The organism is Trueperella sp. LYQ141 (assembly GCF_046599555.1).
GTDB lineage: Bacteria > Actinomycetota > Actinomycetes > Actinomycetales > Actinomycetaceae > Trueperella.
Map to the genome: position 1 here is coordinate 78883 of NZ_JBKIWQ010000010.1, position 20056 is coordinate 98938.

Sequence of the window (20056 nt, forward strand, 5' to 3'; positions counted from 1 at the left end):
CTCCACCCCGAGATACCGAGACACGCTTTCTATCACCTACAGACAATCTCCTGCCTCGTCTTTCTACTGGATATATACCCGCTCCCGGATAGCCATTCTTTTTCTATAACCCATCGCACCTGCGGCAGATGGCATATGCTGAGAGCATGGATTTACAACGCCCTATCGCCCCGGATCCGTATGCGATTCTTCCCCAGGTTCCGTCATTCACTGTGACCAGCTCGACGTTAATAGACGGTCACACTATGCCACAACAGCATCTTGGCTTTACCGAAAACATCTCGCCGGATTTAGTTTGGAGCGGTTTCCCACCGGAGACTCAAGGATTTATCGTCACCTGTTTTGATCCCGATGCCCCAACACCATCTGGATACTGGCATTGGACGGTTATTGACTTATCTGCAGATACCACCAGCCTGGAGTTAGACGCCGGAAAATCTGATATTTTTCTTCCCGGCGCTGCCAGCCATGTGCGAAATGATGCGAATGAGTTTGCATATTTCGGAGCGGCTCCCCCTGCTGGCGACCATCCACATCGCTATATCTTTGCAGTACACGCTCTTGATATTCCCTCATTAGAGGTTGATCCACAGGAAGTCACTCCCACGACGATTGCGTTCCTCAGCCTCTTCCACACCATTGCCCGAGCAACTCTTACCGTGACCTATCAGCGTTAAGATATTCAACGTATTAGTTAGCTAGCTGAGTCGTAAGTGACGCCCCGCTGGCTAACACGTAATTATGCTGCTAGCTAGCGGGTGCGCGATCGCATTTTCTCGTGCGCGCACATCTCGATTGAGCATCCATCGATTTGCTAAAATCCTTGGGTGCTCGATTTTATTTTCCATGAACCTTGTATCCCTGGAAATACCGGAAACGCTATCCGGCTTGCCGCATGTACTGGCGCGCGCCTGCATCTGATTGAACCTCTCGGGTTTTCACTTGACGATGCACATTTGCGCCGAGCTGGATTGGATTATCACGATCTTGCCGACGTAGTTATCCACCCATCCTGGCAAGCCGCAAAAGCATATTTCGGTGCCGAGCAACGAATCTTTGCTTTTACTGGTCATACGTATAACAATTTTGCCGAGGAAACATATCGCAATGATGACATATTCCTCTTTGGCACCGAGCCGACCGGACTCCCACAAGACGTTCTTGACGATCCGCGTATTACAAAAAAGGTTCGTATTCCGATGCTCCCTGGGCGGCGTTCCCTTAATCTAGCAAATTCTGCTGCGATTGCCGTCTACGAAGCATGGCGTCAGCTCAGTTTTTCCGATGCAGCCGACTTTTCCTAATAGCCGCTTGCCAATATGGCTCAAAGATTCCAACACTCCCCAGGTCTTTGCTCCGCTCGCACAGCTTCCCCGCTAAGCTCAATTTCGATATACGTACCCTTCAACCTCACCACACATATCGAGGGAACGAATGGATACTCATTTATGCCGTGTATACACGGCCGACTTATGCGGGGTAAACACGGAAACTAATACTGTGAACGAACATTCTGCTGCCGAGCGTGCGCTCGCAACCACTTTTGCTCGGACGCTGGTCCAGCGCCGTCACGAACGCGGTCTGACTCAAGAACAAGTCGCATTACATGCTGGCATTGACCGCAACCACTATCAGCTCATGGAACATGCGCGGTCAGATCGACGGACGAACAATCCACTAAATCCGCGATTATCCACCCTGATCAAACTTGCTCGGGTATTCGACTGCAGCGTCCCAGACTTACTTGAAGCAGCCTTGCGTGACTACAACGCCGAAGTTGCCCGCTCGCACATCGGATAGTATTTCCGTCTCCTCATTATTGATGTGCACAGTCGGTAGCTCGGGGTGGGGCGTACACTTATTTGCTACGCCGCACCCCGAGTTATCGAACCCGTAGTTCCCATGCAGCTACCGCACCAGCTGCAGCCACGTTCAAAGAATCAACCCCACCAGCCATCGGGATACGAACGGCGTAATCCGCCTGTGAGATCGTCGCGGGAGCCAGCCCATCGCCCTCACTGCCGAGGATAAGAGCCACCTTTGAATCTGGCGTATCAATTATCTGTGAGAACTCCGCCAAGGTTAAGGCATCCTCTCGAAGCGCCAATGACGCAGTAATCCACCCATGATCCCGCAATATTTCCATTGAATGAGGCCAATGCTCAATGCGGGTCCACGGAATTTGGAACACCGTTCCCATTGAAACCTTGACAGAACGCCGGTACAGCGGATCACAACAATGATCTGTAACCAGCACTCCGTCACAGCCTAAGGCAGCCGCAGAACGGAAGATAGCCCCGACGTTCGTATGATTAACCAAGTCTTCTAAGATAAACAGCCGACGTGCCGCGGGGTGCGCACGGAGAAAATCGCTTGCAGAAGGCAACTGCGGACGATACATCGACGCCAAAGCACCGCGATGAACCCGATACCCCGTGAGCTCCTGCAACAGCTCCTGCGCCACGATAAAAACGGGAACATCCGGCCACTGCTCAACAACATCGCGCATGCCGGCCAACCACCGCGGAGCCATCACAAAGGCTCGCGGGTGATGGCCGGCAGCTAAGGCGCGACGAATAACTTTATCGCTTTCCGCCAGGAACAATCCTCGCTCAGTTTCCAGCTTACGCCGCAAGGCAGTATCCGTGAGCTGGGTAAAATCAGCCAGCCGAGGATCAGCCAGCGAATCAAGTTCTACAATCACCCGTTAGTATCCGAGTCTCCCGCTTCAGAGGTGGCACGATCGGCTTCTCCACGCGCATCGGCTAAGGCTTCGTCAATATCCTTCAACGTCGTATTAGCCAGGGAATTCGCAATATGATCGCCTTCCGCCCCAAAATCTACCGTAATCGGCTCGCCATCACTCGGCTCACCTTGACCCGTGAAGCCCTTAGTAACTGCATTGAGAGCGGCAGTAAGCTCCGTGGGGACAATCCACAACTTTGAAGAGGCCGAATTAGCAATCTGTGGCAACATTTTCAAATACTCGTAGCTAAGCAACTTAGGATCTGCGTTACCGCGATGAATAGCATCAAAGACCTGCAAAATTGCTCGTGACTCACCTTGAGCTTCCAAGATCGCCGACTGAGCGGTACCTTCCGCACGCAAAATCGCCGACTGCTTCTCACCTTCCGCCTTCAAGATTGCTGACTGCTTAACACCTTCCGCAGTCAAAATAGCCGCACGGCGATCACGCTCTGCTTTCATTTGCTGTTCCATTGCCGATTGGACGGTTGCCGGCGGATCAATCGCCTTCAGCTCAACGCGGGACACTCGGATTCCCCAACGCCCCGTAGCTTCATCCAAGACAACCCGCAACTGGCTATTAATCTGATCACGCCCCGTCAGAGCCTGCTCCATATCCATCGCGCCAATGATGTTACGCAACGTCGTCACAGCTAACTGCTCAATGGCTGACATAGGGTTAGCGATCTCGTAGGTTGCTGCCTCCGGTTGAGTAATTTGGAAATAGATAACGGTGTCGATATTGACCACGATATTATCGGCAGTAATCACCGGCTGAGGAGGGAAAGGCACAACCTGCTCACGCATATCAATACGCTGCCGAACAGAATCAAAAAACGGTATCAGGAAATGCAAACCTGGTCGTAGTGTCTTGTTATATTTTCCAAGACGTTCAATGATGACGGTAAATCCTTGATGTACCTGGATTACCGAACGAGCGATTGCAACAATGGCAAACAAGGCTAAAATGCCGAGCAAAACCCACAGCACTACATCCTGAGGTTCCATCGCATACCCACTTTCTCTATCGCGGTATTTCCCTCTAGCGTCTCTACCATTCTCGTGCGGTAGCTGAAGTTACCGCCGTTCCTCAGCTATAAGCGAGAGATAATCTCCTTAGGACGAACAACAGCATGCACCCCGCTAATGGACTCCACCATCACCTCTTGCCCAGAAGCAATTGATCCCTCAGCGCTGCGCGCACTCCACACTTCACCACTAATACGAACCTGACCAGCATCTTCAGTAATATCTGTAACCGCAACGCCGCTTTGCCCGACCATCGCATACACATTCGATTCACCATGTGAAGAATCATTGACGTGACGCTTCGCCCAGGGGCGAACGAATCCGATTCCTAAAGCGGCTACCACCGCAAAAACAATTACCTGGATGGCTAATCCGTCGGGCCATAAAAGAGAGACACACAAGGCTGCTGCGGTACCACTTGCCAACATGGCAAACAGAAAATCAACGCTAAGCGTTTCGATGATTAACAAGACGATCGTAATGATCGCCCAAATTTGCCAAGCCATATCGCTCTCCCGTACAGCCGAGATCACTACCATTAACTCGGCTCGTCATATCCGTATTTTTTCTCTTACTAGCCTGATTCTACCGCATCTACGGCGTAGCAGGATAGATCACAAAGCGCCCATCTCGGTGTTCAAGCTGCACCGGAACCTCGAAAACCTCGCTCAATTCCGCCGAAGTTAACACCTCGCCCATAGTGCCACTGGCATGGACCCGCCCTTCTTTCATCAGCATCGCATGCGTGAAGCCCGCCGGAATCTCCTCAACATGATGGCTAATAAGGACGATAACTGGTGCGAACCGGCCATGAGCAAGCTGGGACAACGAACGCATCAAATGCTCACGACCCCCCAAATCCAGCCCAGATGCCGGTTCATCCAAAATAAGAATCTCCGGATCCGGCATCAAGGCCCGCGCAATCCCAACACGCTTACGTTCCCCTGAAGAGAGCGTCCCCCAACGCCGCTGCGCAATATGATCGACGCCTAACGCTGCCAACAACTCATGCGCGCGTGCATCATCTTCCTCATCGTACTGTTCACGCCAGGTGCCGATAACCCCATACGCCGCCGAACGCACCACATCTAATACTCTCTCCCGCTCATGAATCCGCTGATCCAATGCCGAGGACGCGAAACCCACCAAGGGCAACAACTGAGTAATATCTGTGTGGCCAATATCGTGCCCGATGATGGATACCTGGCCAGTAGTCGGGAACAACCGCCCAGCAATCATCCGCATTAGAGTGGTCTTCCCGGCCCCATTTGGCCCGAGAATCACCCAACGTTGCCCCTCATCAACAGACCAATCAACATGATCGACGATCGCACGCCCATCGCGCACAACCGTTACATCCCGAACGTCTAACACTCGTGTCATGCATTCATCCCTAACCGTTGCATCTCAGCGGGCCGAGTTCGCCTGCTCCAGCACATGCGAATAGAAATCCATCGTCTTTACCGCAATTGACTCCCAGGAGAAGTGCTCCTCTACCCGACGCCGGCCAGCCAAGCCCATCTGCTTAGCACGCTGCGGATCTGCCACCATATCCGCTAATGCATGACCCAAATCCGCTTCAAACTTCTCCGGATCTAACGGGGTACCCGTCCCGTCCTGCTTTTGTTCAATGGGAACCAGCGTGCCCGTCACGCCATCATCAATACAGTCAGGAATACCGCCAGTAGCCGTACCTACCACCGGCAAATTCACCGCCATCGCTTCCAAATTCACGATACCGAGCGGTTCATACACCGACGGGGTAACAAAGGTCGTAGAACACGCCTCCAAAGCCAAAATCTGCTTATGCGATAGATGCTCGTCAATCCAAACCACACCTTCGCGACCAGCCTGCAAATCACTGACCAATCCCCGAGTCTCTTCAAGAATCTGCGGAGTATCCGGCGCTCCCGCACAGAGAATCACCTGCACATCGCGCGGCACATAATGCAAAGCTCGCAACAGATGCGGTACCCCTTTTTGCCGGGTGATACGACCGACGAACATAATCGTCGGCACATCTGGATCCAACCCAAAGGAGCGGAAGTAATCGCGTGCTGCCTGCCATTGCTCATCCGTTTGCGGCGCTTTCCACTGCACAAGATCAATACCGTTGTGGATAACCCGAACGCGCTGCGGATCGACCTGCGGATAGGCCCGCAAAATATCATCGCGCATCCCATGTGAAACCGCGACGATACCGTCTGCCGCCTCGTATGCCGTCTTTTCAATCCACGATGACACGGCATAGCCGCCCCCGAGCTGTTCGCGTTTCCACGGGCGCAAAGGTTCCAAAGAATGAGCGGAAATCACATGCGGGATCCCATGCAAAAGATGTGAAATATGCCCAGCCATATTGGCATACCAAGTATGCGAATGGACGATATCCGCCCCCGCCGTCTTATCTGCCATCAGCAAATCCACCCCGAGGGTCGCCAGCGTCGCATTCGACTGCGCCAATTGCGGCAGATCAGAATAACCATGCACCCAGCTATCGTTTTCCTCGCGTGGCCCATCAAAGGCATGGACCTGCACATCGGCATGCCGCGCCAAGACTTTTGCCAGCTCTGTCACGTGAACACCAGCACCCCCATACACATGCGGCGGGTACTCGCGGGTGAGCAGATCGACTCTCATGATGGTCCTTTCTTCAAAATGGCAACCGTTATACCTACACCTTAACCCGCTTTGCGTCTCGAATTTGACGAAAGACACATATTTAATCGCTAAAACAGTTAGGCTAATTTTATGAGATCGAATCCACGTGTACTTGCAATCGTCCTGGCCGGCGGTGAAGGTAAGCGCCTGATGCCCCTCACCCAGGATCGCGCCAAACCAGCAGTGCCTTTCGGAGGCACTTACCGCCTTATCGACTTTTCTTTGTCGAACATCGTCAACTCCGGCTACCTCAAAGTTGTGGTGTTGACCCAGTACAAGTCCCATTCCCTTGATCGCCATATCTCGAAAACCTGGCGCATGTCCTCACTGTTAGGTAACTACGTCTCACCCGTACCAGCCCAGCAGCGCGTATCAAAGTCATGGTTCTCTGGATCTGCCGACGCAATCTTCCAATCCCTCAACATTTTGGATGACGAACGCCCGGACATCGTGCTCATCACCGGAGCGGACAACATCTACCGGATGGACTTTTCGCAGATGGTCCAACAGCACATCGACGAAGGCGTGTCTATGACGATTTCGGGGATTCGCCAGCCGAAATCCCTATCAACATCCTTCGGAGTGATCGCGACCGACCCCAACAACCAAAAACGCGTCGTGGAATTCCTTGAAAAGCCAAGCGAATGTGAAGGGCTACCAGACTCTCCCGAGGAGATTCTGGCCTCAATGGGGAACTACGTTATCAGTGCTGATCAGCTCTACGAAGCTCTCCATGAAGACGCCGTCAATCCGGCCTCCAAGCACGATATGGGCGGCGATATCGTCCCGATGTTCGTCAACAACGGCGACTGCGGAGTGTATGACTTCACCTTCAATGACGTCCCCGGATCTACCGACCGCGATCGGAATTACTGGCGAGACGTCGGTACAATCGACATGTTCCACGAGGCCAACATCGACTTGATCTCAGTCAATCCGATCTTCAACCTCTACAACGATAAATGGCCGCTATACACCGGATACACCGGATTACCGCCGGCAAAATTCGTGCATGGCTACCATCAGCGTATCGGGCACGCCCTAGACTCCATCATCTCCCCCGGCGTCATTGTTTCCGGCGGTGAGGTCATCGGTTCGGTGCTTTCCCCCAATGTCCGCGTGAACTCGTGGTCCTCTGTGCGTGACTCGGTCCTCTTTGACGGAGTCAACGTCGGACGCAATGCCACCGTCTCACGGGCAATCGTCGATAAATACGTACAAATCGACGAGGGAGCGCAGCTCGGTATCGATCATGACCACGATCGCGCTCGCGGGTTCTACGTATCTGAAGCCGGAATTGTGGTCGTGCCAAAGGGTATGCGCGTTACCCGCGACTAACCGAACTGAGCCGTCGCCTAACCGACGTCGCTATGGCGCAGATCTGCACCAGCTAATAACAACGAGGTATCAACACGTGATCTTTCGGTTCTCCCTGGTAGCAGATCATCCCATCCCGCACACATTAATAGCGCATGTGCGGAGGTTGCTTGCTAGGGCAGCAAGCAACCTCCGCGAGCGTCCAGTTCGCGCCCATGATTTAGATGCGTACACCTGGTGTGGCAAGCTGGCTGGCAGTACGCAAATTGATCGGGCATATCCGTCAGATATTATGCCCGATCTAACCGGACTCACCCGCCCTGCTCAATCCAGCAATTCACATTCTTCGACTGACCTATCTGCACCTCATTTTCCTTCAATGGCCCCACCTGCTGCTAGGTCCTGTGTTTGTGATAATTCCACCGCTATTCATTCTTTCGATCCCGATGCCCTCACCGACGAGAGCATTGCCCCTGCCAATAGCTGTTCCCCGTCATCTGCCACCGATCTTTACGTTCAGCTACGTGCCCTATCACAATGCGCTAACGTCAATTGCGCATGGCTCAGTGGCGAACTCGCCCAATACGGTCCACGAGCCATCATCACCGACGTCGATGCCACATTTATCACTACCGAAGTCATCGAAATGCTGGCACAACACGCAGGCAGCTACGAACTCGTACAAGACATCACCCGACAAGCCATGTCTGGCGAGATGGATTTCCGGCAGTCCCTCAATGCCCGAGTGGCAACGCTCAGCGGATTACCACGTCAGGTATTCGACGATATACTTCACGATATTCGCCCCACATCCGGCGCTGACCAGTTAGTTCACGCCGTCCACCAACGCGACGGCTACTTTGGTTTAGTCTCTGGCGGATTTGATGAAATTGTTGGTCCGCTGGCACAACGCTTCCAGATTGACGCTTTCCTTGCTAACCATCTCGAGATACACCAAGGCAAACTAACCGGAAGAGTTACCGGCCCCGTCGTCGATGCCGAAGCCAAAGTTGCCGCTCTCCTCCGATGGTGTTCCCACTGGGGTATCCGCCCCGAACAGGTGGTATGCGTCGGAGATGGAGCAAATGATCTGCCAATGATGGCCGCCGCAGGAGCCGGCATCGCCTTTTGCGGAAAACCCCTCGTCACTCGCTACGCCGACGCTGCAGTAAATATCCCCCGCCTTGACGCAGTTGCTGCCCTCCTTGGCTGGGATCTCTCTGATGATGACTAATTCCTAACGCTCAATAGCTGCTAGGCTGGCATCCCCCTACGAATCTCCCTACCCGTGCACCGACAACCCGCAGATCATCGCACTCAAATATCGCACAGGTGGCCGTAGAAAAACCACGCCCTAACACCATATTTCGCGGAGCGTTCCCCGCCTTTGCGCTTCGCTGTTGGCGCGCATCCCCGTCGGCCAAAACCGCACAATCACCGGAACCGACCTGCCCACAATCCCCGTGATCTGACGAGGATTGGCGAGACTCCAGCGCCACGCCACCACTCATTGCGTTACTGGCCGTATCCGCATCCGCCACCACGCCATCCCAGGTAGCGAAAGCAGCGGCAGACATCGTTGGCTCATGACCGATAACCAGCATAGTAGCTGCCTGTGGATTGGCAAGAACATGGGCATAATCGCATACCGCCTGCCAAACATCTGCCACACCCCCACCATAAAGCTGCGAAAGATAGTACACCTCAGCCCCCGAACAACCAGCAGCATGTAACTGGCGATACGTCTCCTGGGTGCGCTGCGCATCCGAAACTAATACGCAATCAATCGGCCCATACTCAGCCAACTGAATTGCCACCTGTCGAGCCTGCCGCCGACCAATATCCGTCAACCCTCGACCATGATCGTTCCATCCATGCGTAGCTTGTGCATGGCGCATAAACATCAGGCGTGCCATGAGCTCATCCTAAGCTAGGCAGATCAGCTCCTGGTAATCTTCCGACCACAAATCCTCATCACCATCGGGAAGCAACAGCACTCGATCCGGATTCAAGGCACGTACCGCACCCTCATCATGCGTTACCAGCACCACCGCACCCGTATATCGGCGCAACGCCCCTAAAATTTTCTCTCGTGAAGCCGGATCAAGGTTATTCGTCGGCTCATCAAGTAACAACACGTTCGCCGCAGAAACCACGAGCGTTGCTAAAGCCAATCGCGTCTTTTCCCCGCCGGATAACACCCCCGCGGGTTTATCCACATCGTCACCAGTAAACAGAAACGAGCCCAGCACAGTGCGAACACCCGTATCATCCAAAGTATCAGGAGCAGCCCGACGCATATTCTCCATAACGGTTGCCTGCGGATCAATAAACTCGTGCTCCTGGGCATAGTACCCAAGTTTCAAACCGTGCCCCTGGTGAACAACCCCCGCATCTGGTGACTCCACCCCAGAAAGCAGACGCAAGAGCGTTGTTTTTCCGGCACCATTCAGCCCAAGCACCACAACCCGAGAGCCGCGATCAATAGCGAGATCCACCCCAGCAAAAACTTCTAAAGACCCATAGGTCTTCGTTAATCCCTCAGCGCTAAGTGGTAACTTTCCACAGGGAGCCGGATCCGGAAAACGCAATTGAGCAATGCGCTCCTGCGTTCGATCCTCCTCCGTCTGCGCTAACAGACGTTCTGCCCGCCGATCCATATTCTGCGCCGCAACAGCTTTCGTAGCTTTATAACGCATTTTTTCTGCTTGAGCGTGTAACGCCGCCGCTTTCTTTTCCGCATTAGCACGCTCTCGGCGACGCCGACGCTCATCCGCATCACGCTGAAGTAAATAGCGCTCCCAATTCATCGAATAAATGTCAATTGTGTGCCGAATCGCATCGAAATACCACACCGTATTAACCGTCTCGCGCAATAGCTCCACATCATGAGAGACGATAACGCAGCCACCGGAATAACTGCGCAGCCATTCTCGCAACCACACGATTGAATCGTGATCCAAATGATTAGTCGGTTCATCTAGCAGCAGCGTTTGCGCGCCAGAAAACAGGACTCGCGCTAATTCAATTCGTCGCCGTTGCCCACCGGAAAGTGTTCCCAACTCTTGGTCAAGGACGCGCTCAGGTAACCCCAAAGCTGCCGTAATACGCGCCGCCTCCGCATGCGCTGCCCAGCCACCAGCTGCAGTGAACTCGGCATCGAGGCGAACATAGCGTTCCATCGCTTTATTTTGCTTAGGGCCAGTAAGATTCGACATCTCCCACTCAGCACGTTTAATGCGTCGAATCATCTGTTCGATACCACGGGCAGAAAGCACTCGTTCCCGAGCAATCTGCTGAGCGTCGGTCGCCCGAGGATCTTGTGGTAAATACCCGATAGTGTCACGACGATGAATCTGCCCGTCATATTCCACGACGTTATGTGCATTATCCTCGCGAGCAAACAGCCTGAGCAAGGTCGTCTTGCCTGCCCCATTGCGCCCAACCAAACCAATGCGTTTGCCACGATCAACGGTGAGCGTCACCGGATCTAAGAGCACTCGAGGACCAATGCGCATCTGAAAGTCTTGGGCGTGAATCACGCCCTATAGTGTAGCCGACAAAATACTCCTGTGCGTTCTCCTATCTGCGAAGATTCCGCTATATTTGCTGTACTTGCTTCCGATATGGTGAAAGGCATCGAGTAATGACCTTCAATGACAATGCTTCGTTAAACACATCTGGAGTTCGCCGCGGCGGTCGTGGGGCGGCCATCGGTGGCGGGCTGGGTGGTTTCGGATTAATCGGTGCGGTGCTGTACTTCATGCTCACCGGCCAAATTCCCGACTTTGGCCAATCCTATGAAGCTCCCGTTAATGCCCATGAAACTCCGCTATCGGAAATGTGCCGGACGGGTGCTGACGCCAATCACAACGTAGAGTGCCGCATGGTGGCCGGAATGAACTCCATCAACAACTTTTGGAATCAGCAACTCCCCCAAGAAACTGGCACCTCGAATCGGCAGCCAGAACTTGTGTTATACAGCGGATCGGTGCAAACCGCCTGCGGGCTTGGCACCTCCCAAACTGGGCCTTTCTTCTGTGGCGGCGATGATTCTATCTATATTGATGTTGCCTTCTTCGATCAGCTCAACCAGATGGGTGCGCGCAATGAAGAGCTTGCTCAACTCTATATTTTGGCCCACGAATATGGTCATCACATCCAGCTCATGACCGGCATCTTGCAACGTATCGATCATCATTCCTCTGGTGAAGATTCCTCAATGGTTCGCTCCGAACTACAGGCCGATTGCCTTGCCGGAGCATGGATTCACAATGCGTCGCACACCGTTGATGAGCACGGCAATCAACTTATGAAAGCACCGACGGCCCAAGAGCTACAGGACGCACTTGCCGCAGCACAAGCCGTCGGAGATGACCGCATATACGAATCCGCAGGTATGCAAGCCAATCCGGATAACTTCTCACATGGATCCGCAGAAAAACGTATGGAGTGGCTCACCCGCGGAATGGAAAACGGCACCTTTGCCGCGTGTAACACCTGGGACGTCGCACACCCCTAAAATTATGCGCTACCAACCGGCAGTTACATGGGTATGCTTTCCCCCTCCCCAAAATAAGAAGCGCACAGCCCCGCGCCTGCCAAAATATCTCAGTAGCCAGGCGCGCATCAGCGAGATAGCTCCATGCGTATCACGCGATACATACACGTGTGGGCAGCAAGCCTAACATTGCTGCCCACACTGTGCTTAGACGTTGAACCCTAAAGCACGTAGCTGATCGCGCCCATCGTCCGTAATTCGCTCTGGCCCCCACGGTGGCAACCACACCCAGTTAATTCGGAAGTCATCAGCCAAACCGGCAACCGCATGGCGAGCCTGTTCTTCGATAACGTCTGTCAAAGGGCACGCGGCAGAGGTTAACGTCATATCGGCGACGACCGTCCCGTCCTCAATCGTCACGCCATACAGCAAACCCAAATCAACGATATTAATGCCAAGTTCTGGATCAATAACATCCCGCAAGGCTTCTTCAATATCAGCCACATTCGGGCTAGACACTGGCTGGGTCATTCCTCACTCCTTTCGGTGGATAGATTTATAGTACAAAGATCGTCAAGCGCCTGATCGGTCGCATCCCGCAATGCCATCCACCCTAATAGCGCACATTTAATTCGCATAGGGAACTTCGATACGCCATGAAAAGCACTCGCATCGGCCAAGAAATCTGCATCATGGTCACACAATGGCGCACCTTGGCTATCCATCATGGTACGGAATACCTCGTAGAGCTGCGCAAACTCCTCAAGGGTTTTCCCTTCCACAAGTTCCGTCATAATCGAAATTGACGCCTGAGAAATCGAACAGCCAGAACCATCCCAGCCAATCTGAGCAATTTTTCCATCCACAATTTTGACGTCCAGGGTCACTTGATCGCCGCACGTCGGATTCATCTGAAAGGATTCCCCATCCGGATCAGAAAGTCGCCCTTCTCCATAACGCTGCTGGGAAGCATCCAGAATGATCTCTTGATACATCTGTTCCATCTGGCTCATGATATTCCTCCTTCCCGAATAAAGAACGGTCGAACCGTCTCCAACGCGGATATAAATCTATCGACATCAGCCTCATTGTTGTATGGGCCAAAAGAGAGCCGACACGAAGCCGTCACCCCGAAATGCTGATGAATCGGCTGCGCACAGTGATGCCCCACTCGAATCGCAATTCCACGCGCATCGAGAAGCTGACTGACATCATGCGGATGTACTGCGTCAACCACAAAGGAAATGACACCGACTCGCTCACTGCTATCAGTTGGCCCAAGAATACGCACTCCCGGGATATTCTCCATCGCCGCCAATGCGCGTTGCGTTAAATGGACCTCGTGGGCGGCAATCGTATCCATGCCGATCCGCCCTAAATACTCTGCTGCCGCACCCATCGCCACAGCTTGAACCACAGGCTGAGTTCCAGCCTCAAAACGTGCCGGCACATCCGCATAGGTTGTGCGCTCCATTGTTACGAGTTGCACCATCGAACCGCCGACTAAAAACGGCGGCAAGATCTCCAATAGTTCACGGCGCCCATACAGCGCACCGATCCCCGTCGGGCCTAACATTTTATGCCCGGAAAAAGCTGCGAAATCCACGCCCAATTCCGCAAAATTCACAGGAATATGCGGCACCGATTGGCAGGCGTCCAAAACAGTTAATGCCCCCACCTCACGGGCCAGCGCGACCAGTTGTGCCACTGGAGAAACTGCCCCAGTCACATTAGAAATATGGGTCATGGCAACAACTTTTGTGTGCTCATCAATCACACCAGGACGGACCACCACACGGCCAGCTGCATCCAAATCAAACCAGCGAAGCTCCGCGCCAGTGCGGTAACACAGCTCCTGCCACGGCAACAGATTCGCATGATGTTCTGCTCGGGTGACGACGATATTGTCCCCCTGGCCGATCCGTCGGCAATCCTGCGCCGCAGTTATCTTTTCCCGCCGGCTGCGCCCACCGCGCACCACGCTCTGACCGCGCCCCCGCGAGAGGTTATCGAGGATATATGCCACCGAGTTCAGCGCTTCAGTAGAGTTTTTCGTCCATAAAATCTCATCAGGGCGGGCACCAACAAAATCGGCGACGCGCTGTCGCGCCTGCTCAAACGCCAGGGTCGCTTTCCCTGCCAGCTCATGCGCACCTCGTTTTACTGCACCATTTGCCTGAGCTATATGCTCATTCATCACATCGATGACGTACTGAGGCATCTGGGAGGTCGCCCCAGAATCGAGGTACACCAGCCGTTCCCCACTCTGCATGGTCATATCCAGAATGGGGAAATCGGCTCGCGGTGCAGGACTAAACATTTATTTATGCCGTTGCATTCTCGTAGCGCTCGTAACCTTCTGCTTCAAGACGATCTGCCAGCTCGGGCCCGCCTGATTCGGCGACCTTCCCGGCAACAAAGACATGCACATGATCCGGCTTGATGTATTTCAAGATACGGGTGTAATGGGTGATGAGCATAATGCCGTTGCCATTCGTCTCATGAACCCGATTGACCCCTTCAGATACTAACCGCAAAGCATCTACGTCCAGGCCGGAATCCGTTTCATCAAGGACGGCAAACTTCGGCTTAAGCAGTTCCATCTGCAGCACCTCTAGGCGCTTCTTCTCGCCACCAGAGAAACCGACGTTGACATCGCGTTGCGCCCAGTCCTGCTCAACCTTGAAGTTCTTCATCGTCTCGTTCAGGTCCTTGACCCATTCCCGCAACTTAGGAGCGGTTCCATCAATCGCGGCCTTCGCCGAACGCAAGAAGTTCGTAACCGTCACGCCCTGAACTTCAACGGGATACTGCATTGCTAAGAACAGTCCAGCTTTAGCGCGCTCATCCGGCGATAGTTCAACAATATCCTCGCCATCAAGCAGGATCTGACCATCAGTGATCTCGTAGTCAGGATGACCAGCAATTGCATACGCCAATGTGGACTTTCCCGAGCCATTTGGCCCCATGATGGCGTGGATCTCGCCATGTTCGATTGTCAGATTCACGCCCTTAAGAATCTCCTTAGGACCTTCCGGCGTTTCGACTGACACGTGCAGATTCTTAATTTCCAAAGTAGACACGGTGTTTTTCTTTCTGTAATAGCTTCAAATATCAGGATGACGAAGAGAACGTGACGAGGATGCGATCATCGTCCACGCGAACTGGATAGGTGGGAACGGGTGAAGATGCCGGCGGATTGAGCGGTTGACCAGTCTCCACATTAAAGACCGACCCATGACGGCTACATTCCACCCCGCCATCTTCTACTTCACCGCATGAGAGCTTGACGCGCCCGTGCGAGCACCGATCCTCCAAGGCGTACCAGCGATCGTCGGCTGTTCGCACAATGGCCACTGCCACCGGCTGGCCCGCAACATCGACCGTAAAACCAGCTACAGTGCCGCAAGCAACATCATGAACCGAACATACCTGGACCTCAGTCATCAGCATGCCCCATCGTCAAATCCAGTTCCTTTTCAATGGAATCCATTAACGTCTTTTGTACTGATTCGACGCCGATTTGATTGATGAGTTCCGCGAAGAATCCCCGAACCACCAAACGACGGGCTTGATCTTCTGGGATGCCGCGAGAACGCAAATAGAACAACTGCTCGTCATCGAAGCGACCCGTCGCGGAGGCATGCCCGGCTCCTTCAATTTCACCCGTCTCAATTTCCAGATTCGGGACGGAATCAGCGCGTGCCCCCTCAGTAAGGACCAAATTGCGATTCAGCTCGTAGGTATCTGTACCCTCCGCATGCGGGCGGATAAGCACGTCACCAATCCATACGGAGTGCGCGTCCTTTCCTTGAAGTGCGCCCTTATACGTGGCATTCGAGGTACAGTTCGGCTGATTGTGGTCCATGAACAGCCGGTTTTCAATGTGCTGCCCTTCGTCCACAAAGTATGCGCCCAACAGATTGACGTCGCCGCCTTCCCCGCGGAAATCGGCTGCCGTCGTCACCCGGATGAGATCGCCACCCAAGGAAACCACAATGTGTTTAACCTGCGCATCCTTGGAAACCTGCATACGATTCGAGGAGGTGTGTACCGCGTCGTCATCCCAGTTTTGGATTGTGACGAACGTCAGGTGTGCACCCTCACCCACTGAGATTTCGATACCTTCCGCAAGCTGCGCCGACCCGCGATGATCCAAAACGATAGTGGCCTGAGCGTTTGCCTGCACGTCAAAGAATATATGCAGCGGAGCAACCTGCGTGCGGTCCGTTCCAGTTACCGTGAGCGTCAGCTCCTCAGCCAATACGGCATCACGCGGAATGGTCACCACATACGCATGAGTGAAACTGTTCCATGACAGCGCGCCAACCCGATCTTCTGGCGCCAAAACGGTACCTAAGCGCTGATCCTCCCGCGAAACCTGCTCAACATATTGCGGATGAGAGGCCCTCACGCTCGGAGCAGTACCAGGGGCCTCCGATGCAAAGAATGCCGACATCCGCTCTAGCGGCGTAAAGCGCCATTCTTCTTCCGTTCCTTGCGGAACCGGATAATCCGCAAGCTCAAAGGACAAAGGGCGATCTGCCCGACTCGAAACAGGTTGTGAATTCATCGTCATTAGCCGACAGATCCTTCCATTTGAAGTGCGATAAGGCGGTTGAGCTCCAAAGCGTATTCCATCGGTAGCTCGCGCGCGATGGGCTCCACGAAACCGCGCACAATCATCGCCATTGCTTCCGTCTCTTCAATACCGCGGCTCATGAGGTAAAACAACTGATCGGCAGAGACTTTCGAAACGGTCGCCTCGTGCCCCATTTCCACGTCATCAACTCGAACGTCAACGTAGGGGTAGGTATCGGAACGAGAAATTTGATCGACGAGAAGCGCGTCGCACAGTACATTCGACTTCGAGTGGGCCGCATTCTCATTGACTTGGACTAGCCCACGGTAGGAGGCACGCCCACCAGATCGAGCCACCGATTTAGAAACGATAGACGAGTGGGTGTGCGGCGCCATGTGCACCATCTTCGAGCCGGTGTCCTGATGCTGACCTTCTCCAGCAAAGGCAATAGATAGCGTCTCTCCTCGAGCGTGGGGACCCATAAGATAGACCGCTGGATACTTCATCGTCACTTTCGATCCGATATTTCCATCGATCCATTCCATTGTGCCGCCCTCATCGACGATTGCCCGCTTAGTGACGAGGTTGTACACATTATTGGACCAGTTCTGAATGGTCGTGTATCGCACGGTGGCGTCTTTCTTAACAAAGATTTCCACCACTGCCGCATGCAAGGAATCTGAGGAATAAATCGGTGCCGTGCATCCTTCGACGTAATGTACCGACGAGCCTTCGTCAGCAATAATAAGGGTCCGCTCAAATTGCCCCATATTCTCCGTGTTAATCCGGAAATAGGCTTGCAAGGGGATCTCAACATGAACGCCCTTCGGGACGTAAATAAACGATCCGCCGGACCACACCGCAGAGTTCAATGCGGCGAACTTGTTATCCCCAATAGGGATGGCTGTACCGAAGTACTCTTCAAAGATTTCCGGGTGTTCCTTCAATCCGGTATCGGTATCGAGGAAGATCACGCCTTGAGCTTCGAGATCTTCCCGGATCTTGTGGTAGACCACCTCAGATTCGTACTGAGCCGCAACACCGGCAACTAGACGCTGTTTTTCCGCTTCCGGAATACCTAAGCGGTCATACGTATTCTTGATTTCCGACGGCAGATCTTCCCAAGAATTAGCCATCTGCTCAGTAGAACGCACAAAATACTTGATCTGGTCAAAGTCGATCTCCGATAGATCGGCTCCCCAGGTCGGCATAGGACGACGTTCAAATAAGGCCAGTGCTTTCAGACGCTTATTGAGCATCCACTCCGGTTCGCTCTTCAGTTCTGAGATCCGACGCACGACCTCTTCATTCAAACCCCGCTGGGCTTGTGCCGCAGCGGGATCCTCGTCATGCCAGCCATATTGGTAATGACCAATCGAGGCAATGGTCTCTTCCTGTGTTAGACCTTCGTTCATACCCGGTGCTGTTTGGGTCATCACTTTCCTTCCAAGGCGCCACGGGAACGTGGCGGTATTGCAGCGCCCTCGACAGAGTGCGCAGTGTTACGCGATCGATGTCGCAAGTTTCGCGGAAGCCCGAGCGGGACGTTCGTTGTACATACATGCCCACCATTGGCTAAGGTTGACAGCCGTTGAATAGGTACGCCGAGCAACCGTGCGAAAGCCTCCGTTTCGGCTTCGCAGAGTAAGGGGTATTCCTGGGCGATCTGATGGATCGGGCAGTGCCCCTGACAAATCTGGATAGCGAGAGCATTTGGACCACCGCGACGCAATGTTGCGACGTATCCATCACGATTGAGCGCGTCGGTCAGTGCTGCGGCTCGTTCGGCTGGAGTTGATCCCATAGAATCCAGAATCGGCCCATAGGTTGCCTCTAGTGCCTCGGCACGTGCCTGGATGAAGCGTTCTAGGCCTTCCTCCCCCATCGCGTCTCGCACGAAGCCTAATGCGTTTGACGCCAAGACGGAATATCCATGCCCTAACTGGCTTTGACCTTCAGCAGTTGCCACGTATTGACGTGAAGGGCGACCGCGACGAATCGGCCCTTTCGCTGGCCCGTCATATTCATCAATATACGCATTCTTGACGAGGACACCGAGATGTCGCCGGACTGCCGCTGGCGTCAGAACAAGGATTTTCGCGAGCTCTCCGGCGGTGATTGGCCCCCGCTCTACAATGAGCCGCAAGATCTGCTCATACGTCCCTTCGTCGCTCGACATCTCATCACCTCCGACTTAGGCAAAATCTATGTTGCTTTAATCAGTGTAGCAAGTTGATAGCCCCTGCGCCTCACTACAACTGGCGGGATCTCGCACAAGGCCTACTGATTAATAGGTCAGCACACTCTCAGCACAACACATTTTAATTGGAATCATTACAAATGAATCCTGCTAGCGCTCAGGAAAACACCGTCATCTGCTCCCAAAACTGACTACTATCAGCATATCTTTTTCATATTTTATTGGTGACGGACACCACCACGCCGTGCCTCCTGCCGACACGCAGAGAGCCGTCAGCGCCTGTACCCATCCACAATCCGAACCACCCAGCTCACTAGCTGTAGCGGCTGAGCCTCAGGCAGCAACCGCCTCAGTATGACTCTCTTACCCGTCAAGTTCACCCGTCACGTCAACACATCCAGCCAGACCGCGCTGTAGGGCAATACTTGCGGCAAGCACACCAGCTACCAGAGTTGGACTCCTAAGATCTGCAGCCATTACCGCCTCAAGCACCTGAGCGAGATTAACCCACTGCTGAGTCATCTCCGCTTCCTCTGATTCCCGCACAAAAGACACCTCACACGGTTCCACATCAAAAGCGAGATACACCTGAAGATCCTCATTGGAACATCCCGGAGAAGTAACGAAAGCGACGGAACGATACCAGCGAGCCGCGCGATAACTCGTTTCCTCAGCGAGCTCGCGCGCCGCTGTACACACCGGATGTTCGCCCGCAATATCCTGCAAACCGGCTGGGATCTCCCACATTATCCGTTGTGGCGCATGGCGATACTGCCGGATAAGAAGAATCTCCCACATAGACGGATCGCGCTCATCTCGCTGTGCGTGCCCGCCTGGCAAGGTAACCGGCCGCAAGGCCACAATAGCTACTGCATCGTCATGATCCATCCACTGCCGCACTGCCGTATCGCCGGAAGCAAACCGGATCTCGTCATGGTAAATATCGAAAATCGCCCCGTGATATACCTGGTGACGCTCGCACACCACAACATGATCTAGGGCTGATTCATCGCGCAATGTCATG

The 20056-nt window shown here is 53.7% G+C and carries 22 protein-coding genes; 6 read left to right on the plus strand and 16 right to left on the minus strand.

Features of this window, described 5'->3' with window-relative positions; all coding sequences use genetic code 11:
- Window positions 1-146: 146 nt before the first annotated feature.
- The 3 genes from ACLHIJ_RS07840 to ACLHIJ_RS07850 all read left to right on the plus strand — a co-directional run bounded on the left by ACLHIJ_RS07840 (window position 147) and on the right by ACLHIJ_RS07850 (window position 1800).
- Window positions 147-677 carry a YbhB/YbcL family Raf kinase inhibitor-like protein gene (locus tag ACLHIJ_RS07840; protein ID WP_411296396.1) on the plus strand — a complete coding sequence of 177 codons (531 nt, stop codon included), beginning with the start codon at window positions 147-149 and terminating at the stop codon, window positions 675-677.
- Between the two features lie 150 nt (window positions 678-827).
- Window positions 828-1304: a tRNA (cytidine(34)-2'-O)-methyltransferase gene (locus ACLHIJ_RS07845; RefSeq protein WP_411298880.1), complete on the plus strand. Its 477-nt coding sequence runs from the start codon at window positions 828-830 to the stop codon at window positions 1302-1304.
- 196 nt (window positions 1305-1500) lie between these two features.
- Window positions 1501-1800 (plus strand): helix-turn-helix domain-containing protein, encoded by a 300-nt coding sequence (locus ACLHIJ_RS07850; protein ID WP_411296398.1) that lies wholly within the window; start codon window positions 1501-1503, stop codon window positions 1798-1800.
- Between the two features lie 82 nt (window positions 1801-1882).
- Here ACLHIJ_RS07850 and ACLHIJ_RS07855 read toward each other — a convergent pair whose 3' ends face one another.
- The 5 genes from ACLHIJ_RS07855 to glgA form a co-directional block, all read right to left on the minus strand.
- Window positions 1883-2704, minus strand: a complete 822-nt coding sequence (locus tag ACLHIJ_RS07855; RefSeq protein WP_411296399.1) for a TrmH family RNA methyltransferase — start codon at window positions 2702-2704, stop codon at window positions 1883-1885.
- Window positions 2701-3753 carry an SPFH domain-containing protein gene (locus tag ACLHIJ_RS07860; protein WP_411296400.1) on the minus strand — a complete coding sequence of 351 codons (1053 nt, stop codon included), beginning with the start codon at window positions 3751-3753 and terminating at the stop codon, window positions 2701-2703. The genes ACLHIJ_RS07855 and ACLHIJ_RS07860 overlap by 4 nt, the downstream gene beginning before the upstream one ends.
- Before the next feature lie 86 nt (window positions 3754-3839).
- Entirely contained in the window at window positions 3840-4280 is a 441-nt protein-coding gene (locus ACLHIJ_RS07865; protein ID WP_411296401.1) for an NfeD family protein, read from the minus strand.
- 88 nt (window positions 4281-4368) lie between these two features.
- The gene (locus ACLHIJ_RS07870) at window positions 4369-5157 is read right to left on the minus strand and encodes an ABC transporter ATP-binding protein (protein ID WP_411296402.1); all 789 of its coding nucleotides are present in this window, start codon (window positions 5155-5157) and stop codon (window positions 4369-4371) included.
- A 24-nt stretch (window positions 5158-5181) separates the two neighbouring features.
- Complete coding sequence (gene glgA / locus ACLHIJ_RS07875) at window positions 5182-6411, minus strand: glycogen synthase (protein ID WP_411298881.1); 1230 nt, start codon at window positions 6409-6411, stop codon at window positions 5182-5184.
- Between the two features lie 111 nt (window positions 6412-6522).
- Between glgA and glgC the strand changes: the two genes are divergently transcribed.
- Window positions 6523-7770 (plus strand): glucose-1-phosphate adenylyltransferase, encoded by a 1248-nt coding sequence (gene glgC / locus ACLHIJ_RS07880; protein WP_411296404.1) that lies wholly within the window; start codon window positions 6523-6525, stop codon window positions 7768-7770.
- A 76-nt stretch (window positions 7771-7846) separates the two neighbouring features.
- The gene (gene serB / locus ACLHIJ_RS07885; RefSeq protein WP_411298882.1) at window positions 7847-8983 is read left to right on the plus strand and encodes a phosphoserine phosphatase SerB; all 1137 of its coding nucleotides are present in this window, start codon (window positions 7847-7849) and stop codon (window positions 8981-8983) included.
- Window positions 8984-8993: 10 nt separating this feature from the next.
- On the opposite strand, the gene ACLHIJ_RS07890 is transcribed toward serB, so the two are convergent.
- Entirely contained in the window at window positions 8994-9665 is a 672-nt protein-coding gene (locus ACLHIJ_RS07890; RefSeq protein ID WP_411296406.1) for a SixA phosphatase family protein, read from the minus strand.
- 9 nt (window positions 9666-9674) lie between these two features.
- Entirely contained in the window at window positions 9675-11291 is a 1617-nt protein-coding gene (locus ACLHIJ_RS07895; protein WP_411296407.1) for an ABC-F family ATP-binding cassette domain-containing protein, read from the minus strand.
- A 104-nt stretch (window positions 11292-11395) separates the two neighbouring features.
- On the opposite strand from ACLHIJ_RS07895, the gene ACLHIJ_RS07900 reads away from it, so the two are divergent.
- On the plus strand, window positions 11396-12271 hold the full coding sequence (locus ACLHIJ_RS07900; protein WP_411296408.1) for a neutral zinc metallopeptidase: 876 nt from the start codon (window positions 11396-11398) through the stop codon (window positions 12269-12271).
- A gap of 186 nt (window positions 12272-12457) precedes the next feature.
- Here the strand turns inward: ACLHIJ_RS07900 and ACLHIJ_RS07905 are convergent, their stop codons facing one another.
- From ACLHIJ_RS07905 to ACLHIJ_RS07945, 9 genes are all read right to left on the minus strand, one after another.
- Window positions 12458-12781, minus strand: a complete 324-nt coding sequence (locus ACLHIJ_RS07905) for a metal-sulfur cluster assembly factor (RefSeq protein ID WP_411296409.1) — start codon at window positions 12779-12781, stop codon at window positions 12458-12460.
- Complete coding sequence (sufU, locus tag ACLHIJ_RS07910; RefSeq protein ID WP_411296410.1) at window positions 12778-13263, minus strand: Fe-S cluster assembly sulfur transfer protein SufU; 486 nt, start codon at window positions 13261-13263, stop codon at window positions 12778-12780. Before sufU ends, ACLHIJ_RS07905 begins: the two co-directional genes overlap by 4 nt.
- Window positions 13260-14570 (minus strand): aminotransferase class V-fold PLP-dependent enzyme, encoded by a 1311-nt coding sequence (locus ACLHIJ_RS07915; RefSeq protein ID WP_411296411.1) that lies wholly within the window; start codon window positions 14568-14570, stop codon window positions 13260-13262. The genes sufU and ACLHIJ_RS07915 overlap by 4 nt, the downstream gene beginning before the upstream one ends.
- A 4-nt stretch (window positions 14571-14574) precedes the next feature.
- Window positions 14575-15333, minus strand: a complete 759-nt coding sequence (gene sufC / locus ACLHIJ_RS07920) for a Fe-S cluster assembly ATPase SufC (protein WP_411296412.1) — start codon at window positions 15331-15333, stop codon at window positions 14575-14577.
- A gap of 31 nt (window positions 15334-15364) precedes the next feature.
- Complete coding sequence (locus ACLHIJ_RS07925) at window positions 15365-15697, minus strand: Rieske (2Fe-2S) protein (RefSeq protein WP_411296413.1); 333 nt, start codon at window positions 15695-15697, stop codon at window positions 15365-15367.
- The gene (gene sufD / locus ACLHIJ_RS07930) at window positions 15690-16829 is read right to left on the minus strand and encodes a Fe-S cluster assembly protein SufD (RefSeq protein ID WP_411296414.1); all 1140 of its coding nucleotides are present in this window, start codon (window positions 16827-16829) and stop codon (window positions 15690-15692) included. Before sufD ends, ACLHIJ_RS07925 begins: the two co-directional genes overlap by 8 nt.
- Entirely contained in the window at window positions 16829-18268 is a 1440-nt protein-coding gene (sufB, locus tag ACLHIJ_RS07935) for a Fe-S cluster assembly protein SufB (protein WP_411296415.1), read from the minus strand. Before sufB ends, sufD begins: the two co-directional genes overlap by 1 nt.
- Window positions 18268-19011 (minus strand): helix-turn-helix transcriptional regulator, encoded by a 744-nt coding sequence (locus ACLHIJ_RS07940; RefSeq protein WP_411296416.1) that lies wholly within the window; start codon window positions 19009-19011, stop codon window positions 18268-18270. Before ACLHIJ_RS07940 ends, sufB begins: the two co-directional genes overlap by 1 nt.
- Window positions 19012-19395: 384 nt before the next feature.
- Complete coding sequence (locus ACLHIJ_RS07945) at window positions 19396-20055, minus strand: NUDIX domain-containing protein (protein WP_411298883.1); 660 nt, start codon at window positions 20053-20055, stop codon at window positions 19396-19398.
- Between the last annotated feature and the right edge of the window lies 1 nt (window position 20056).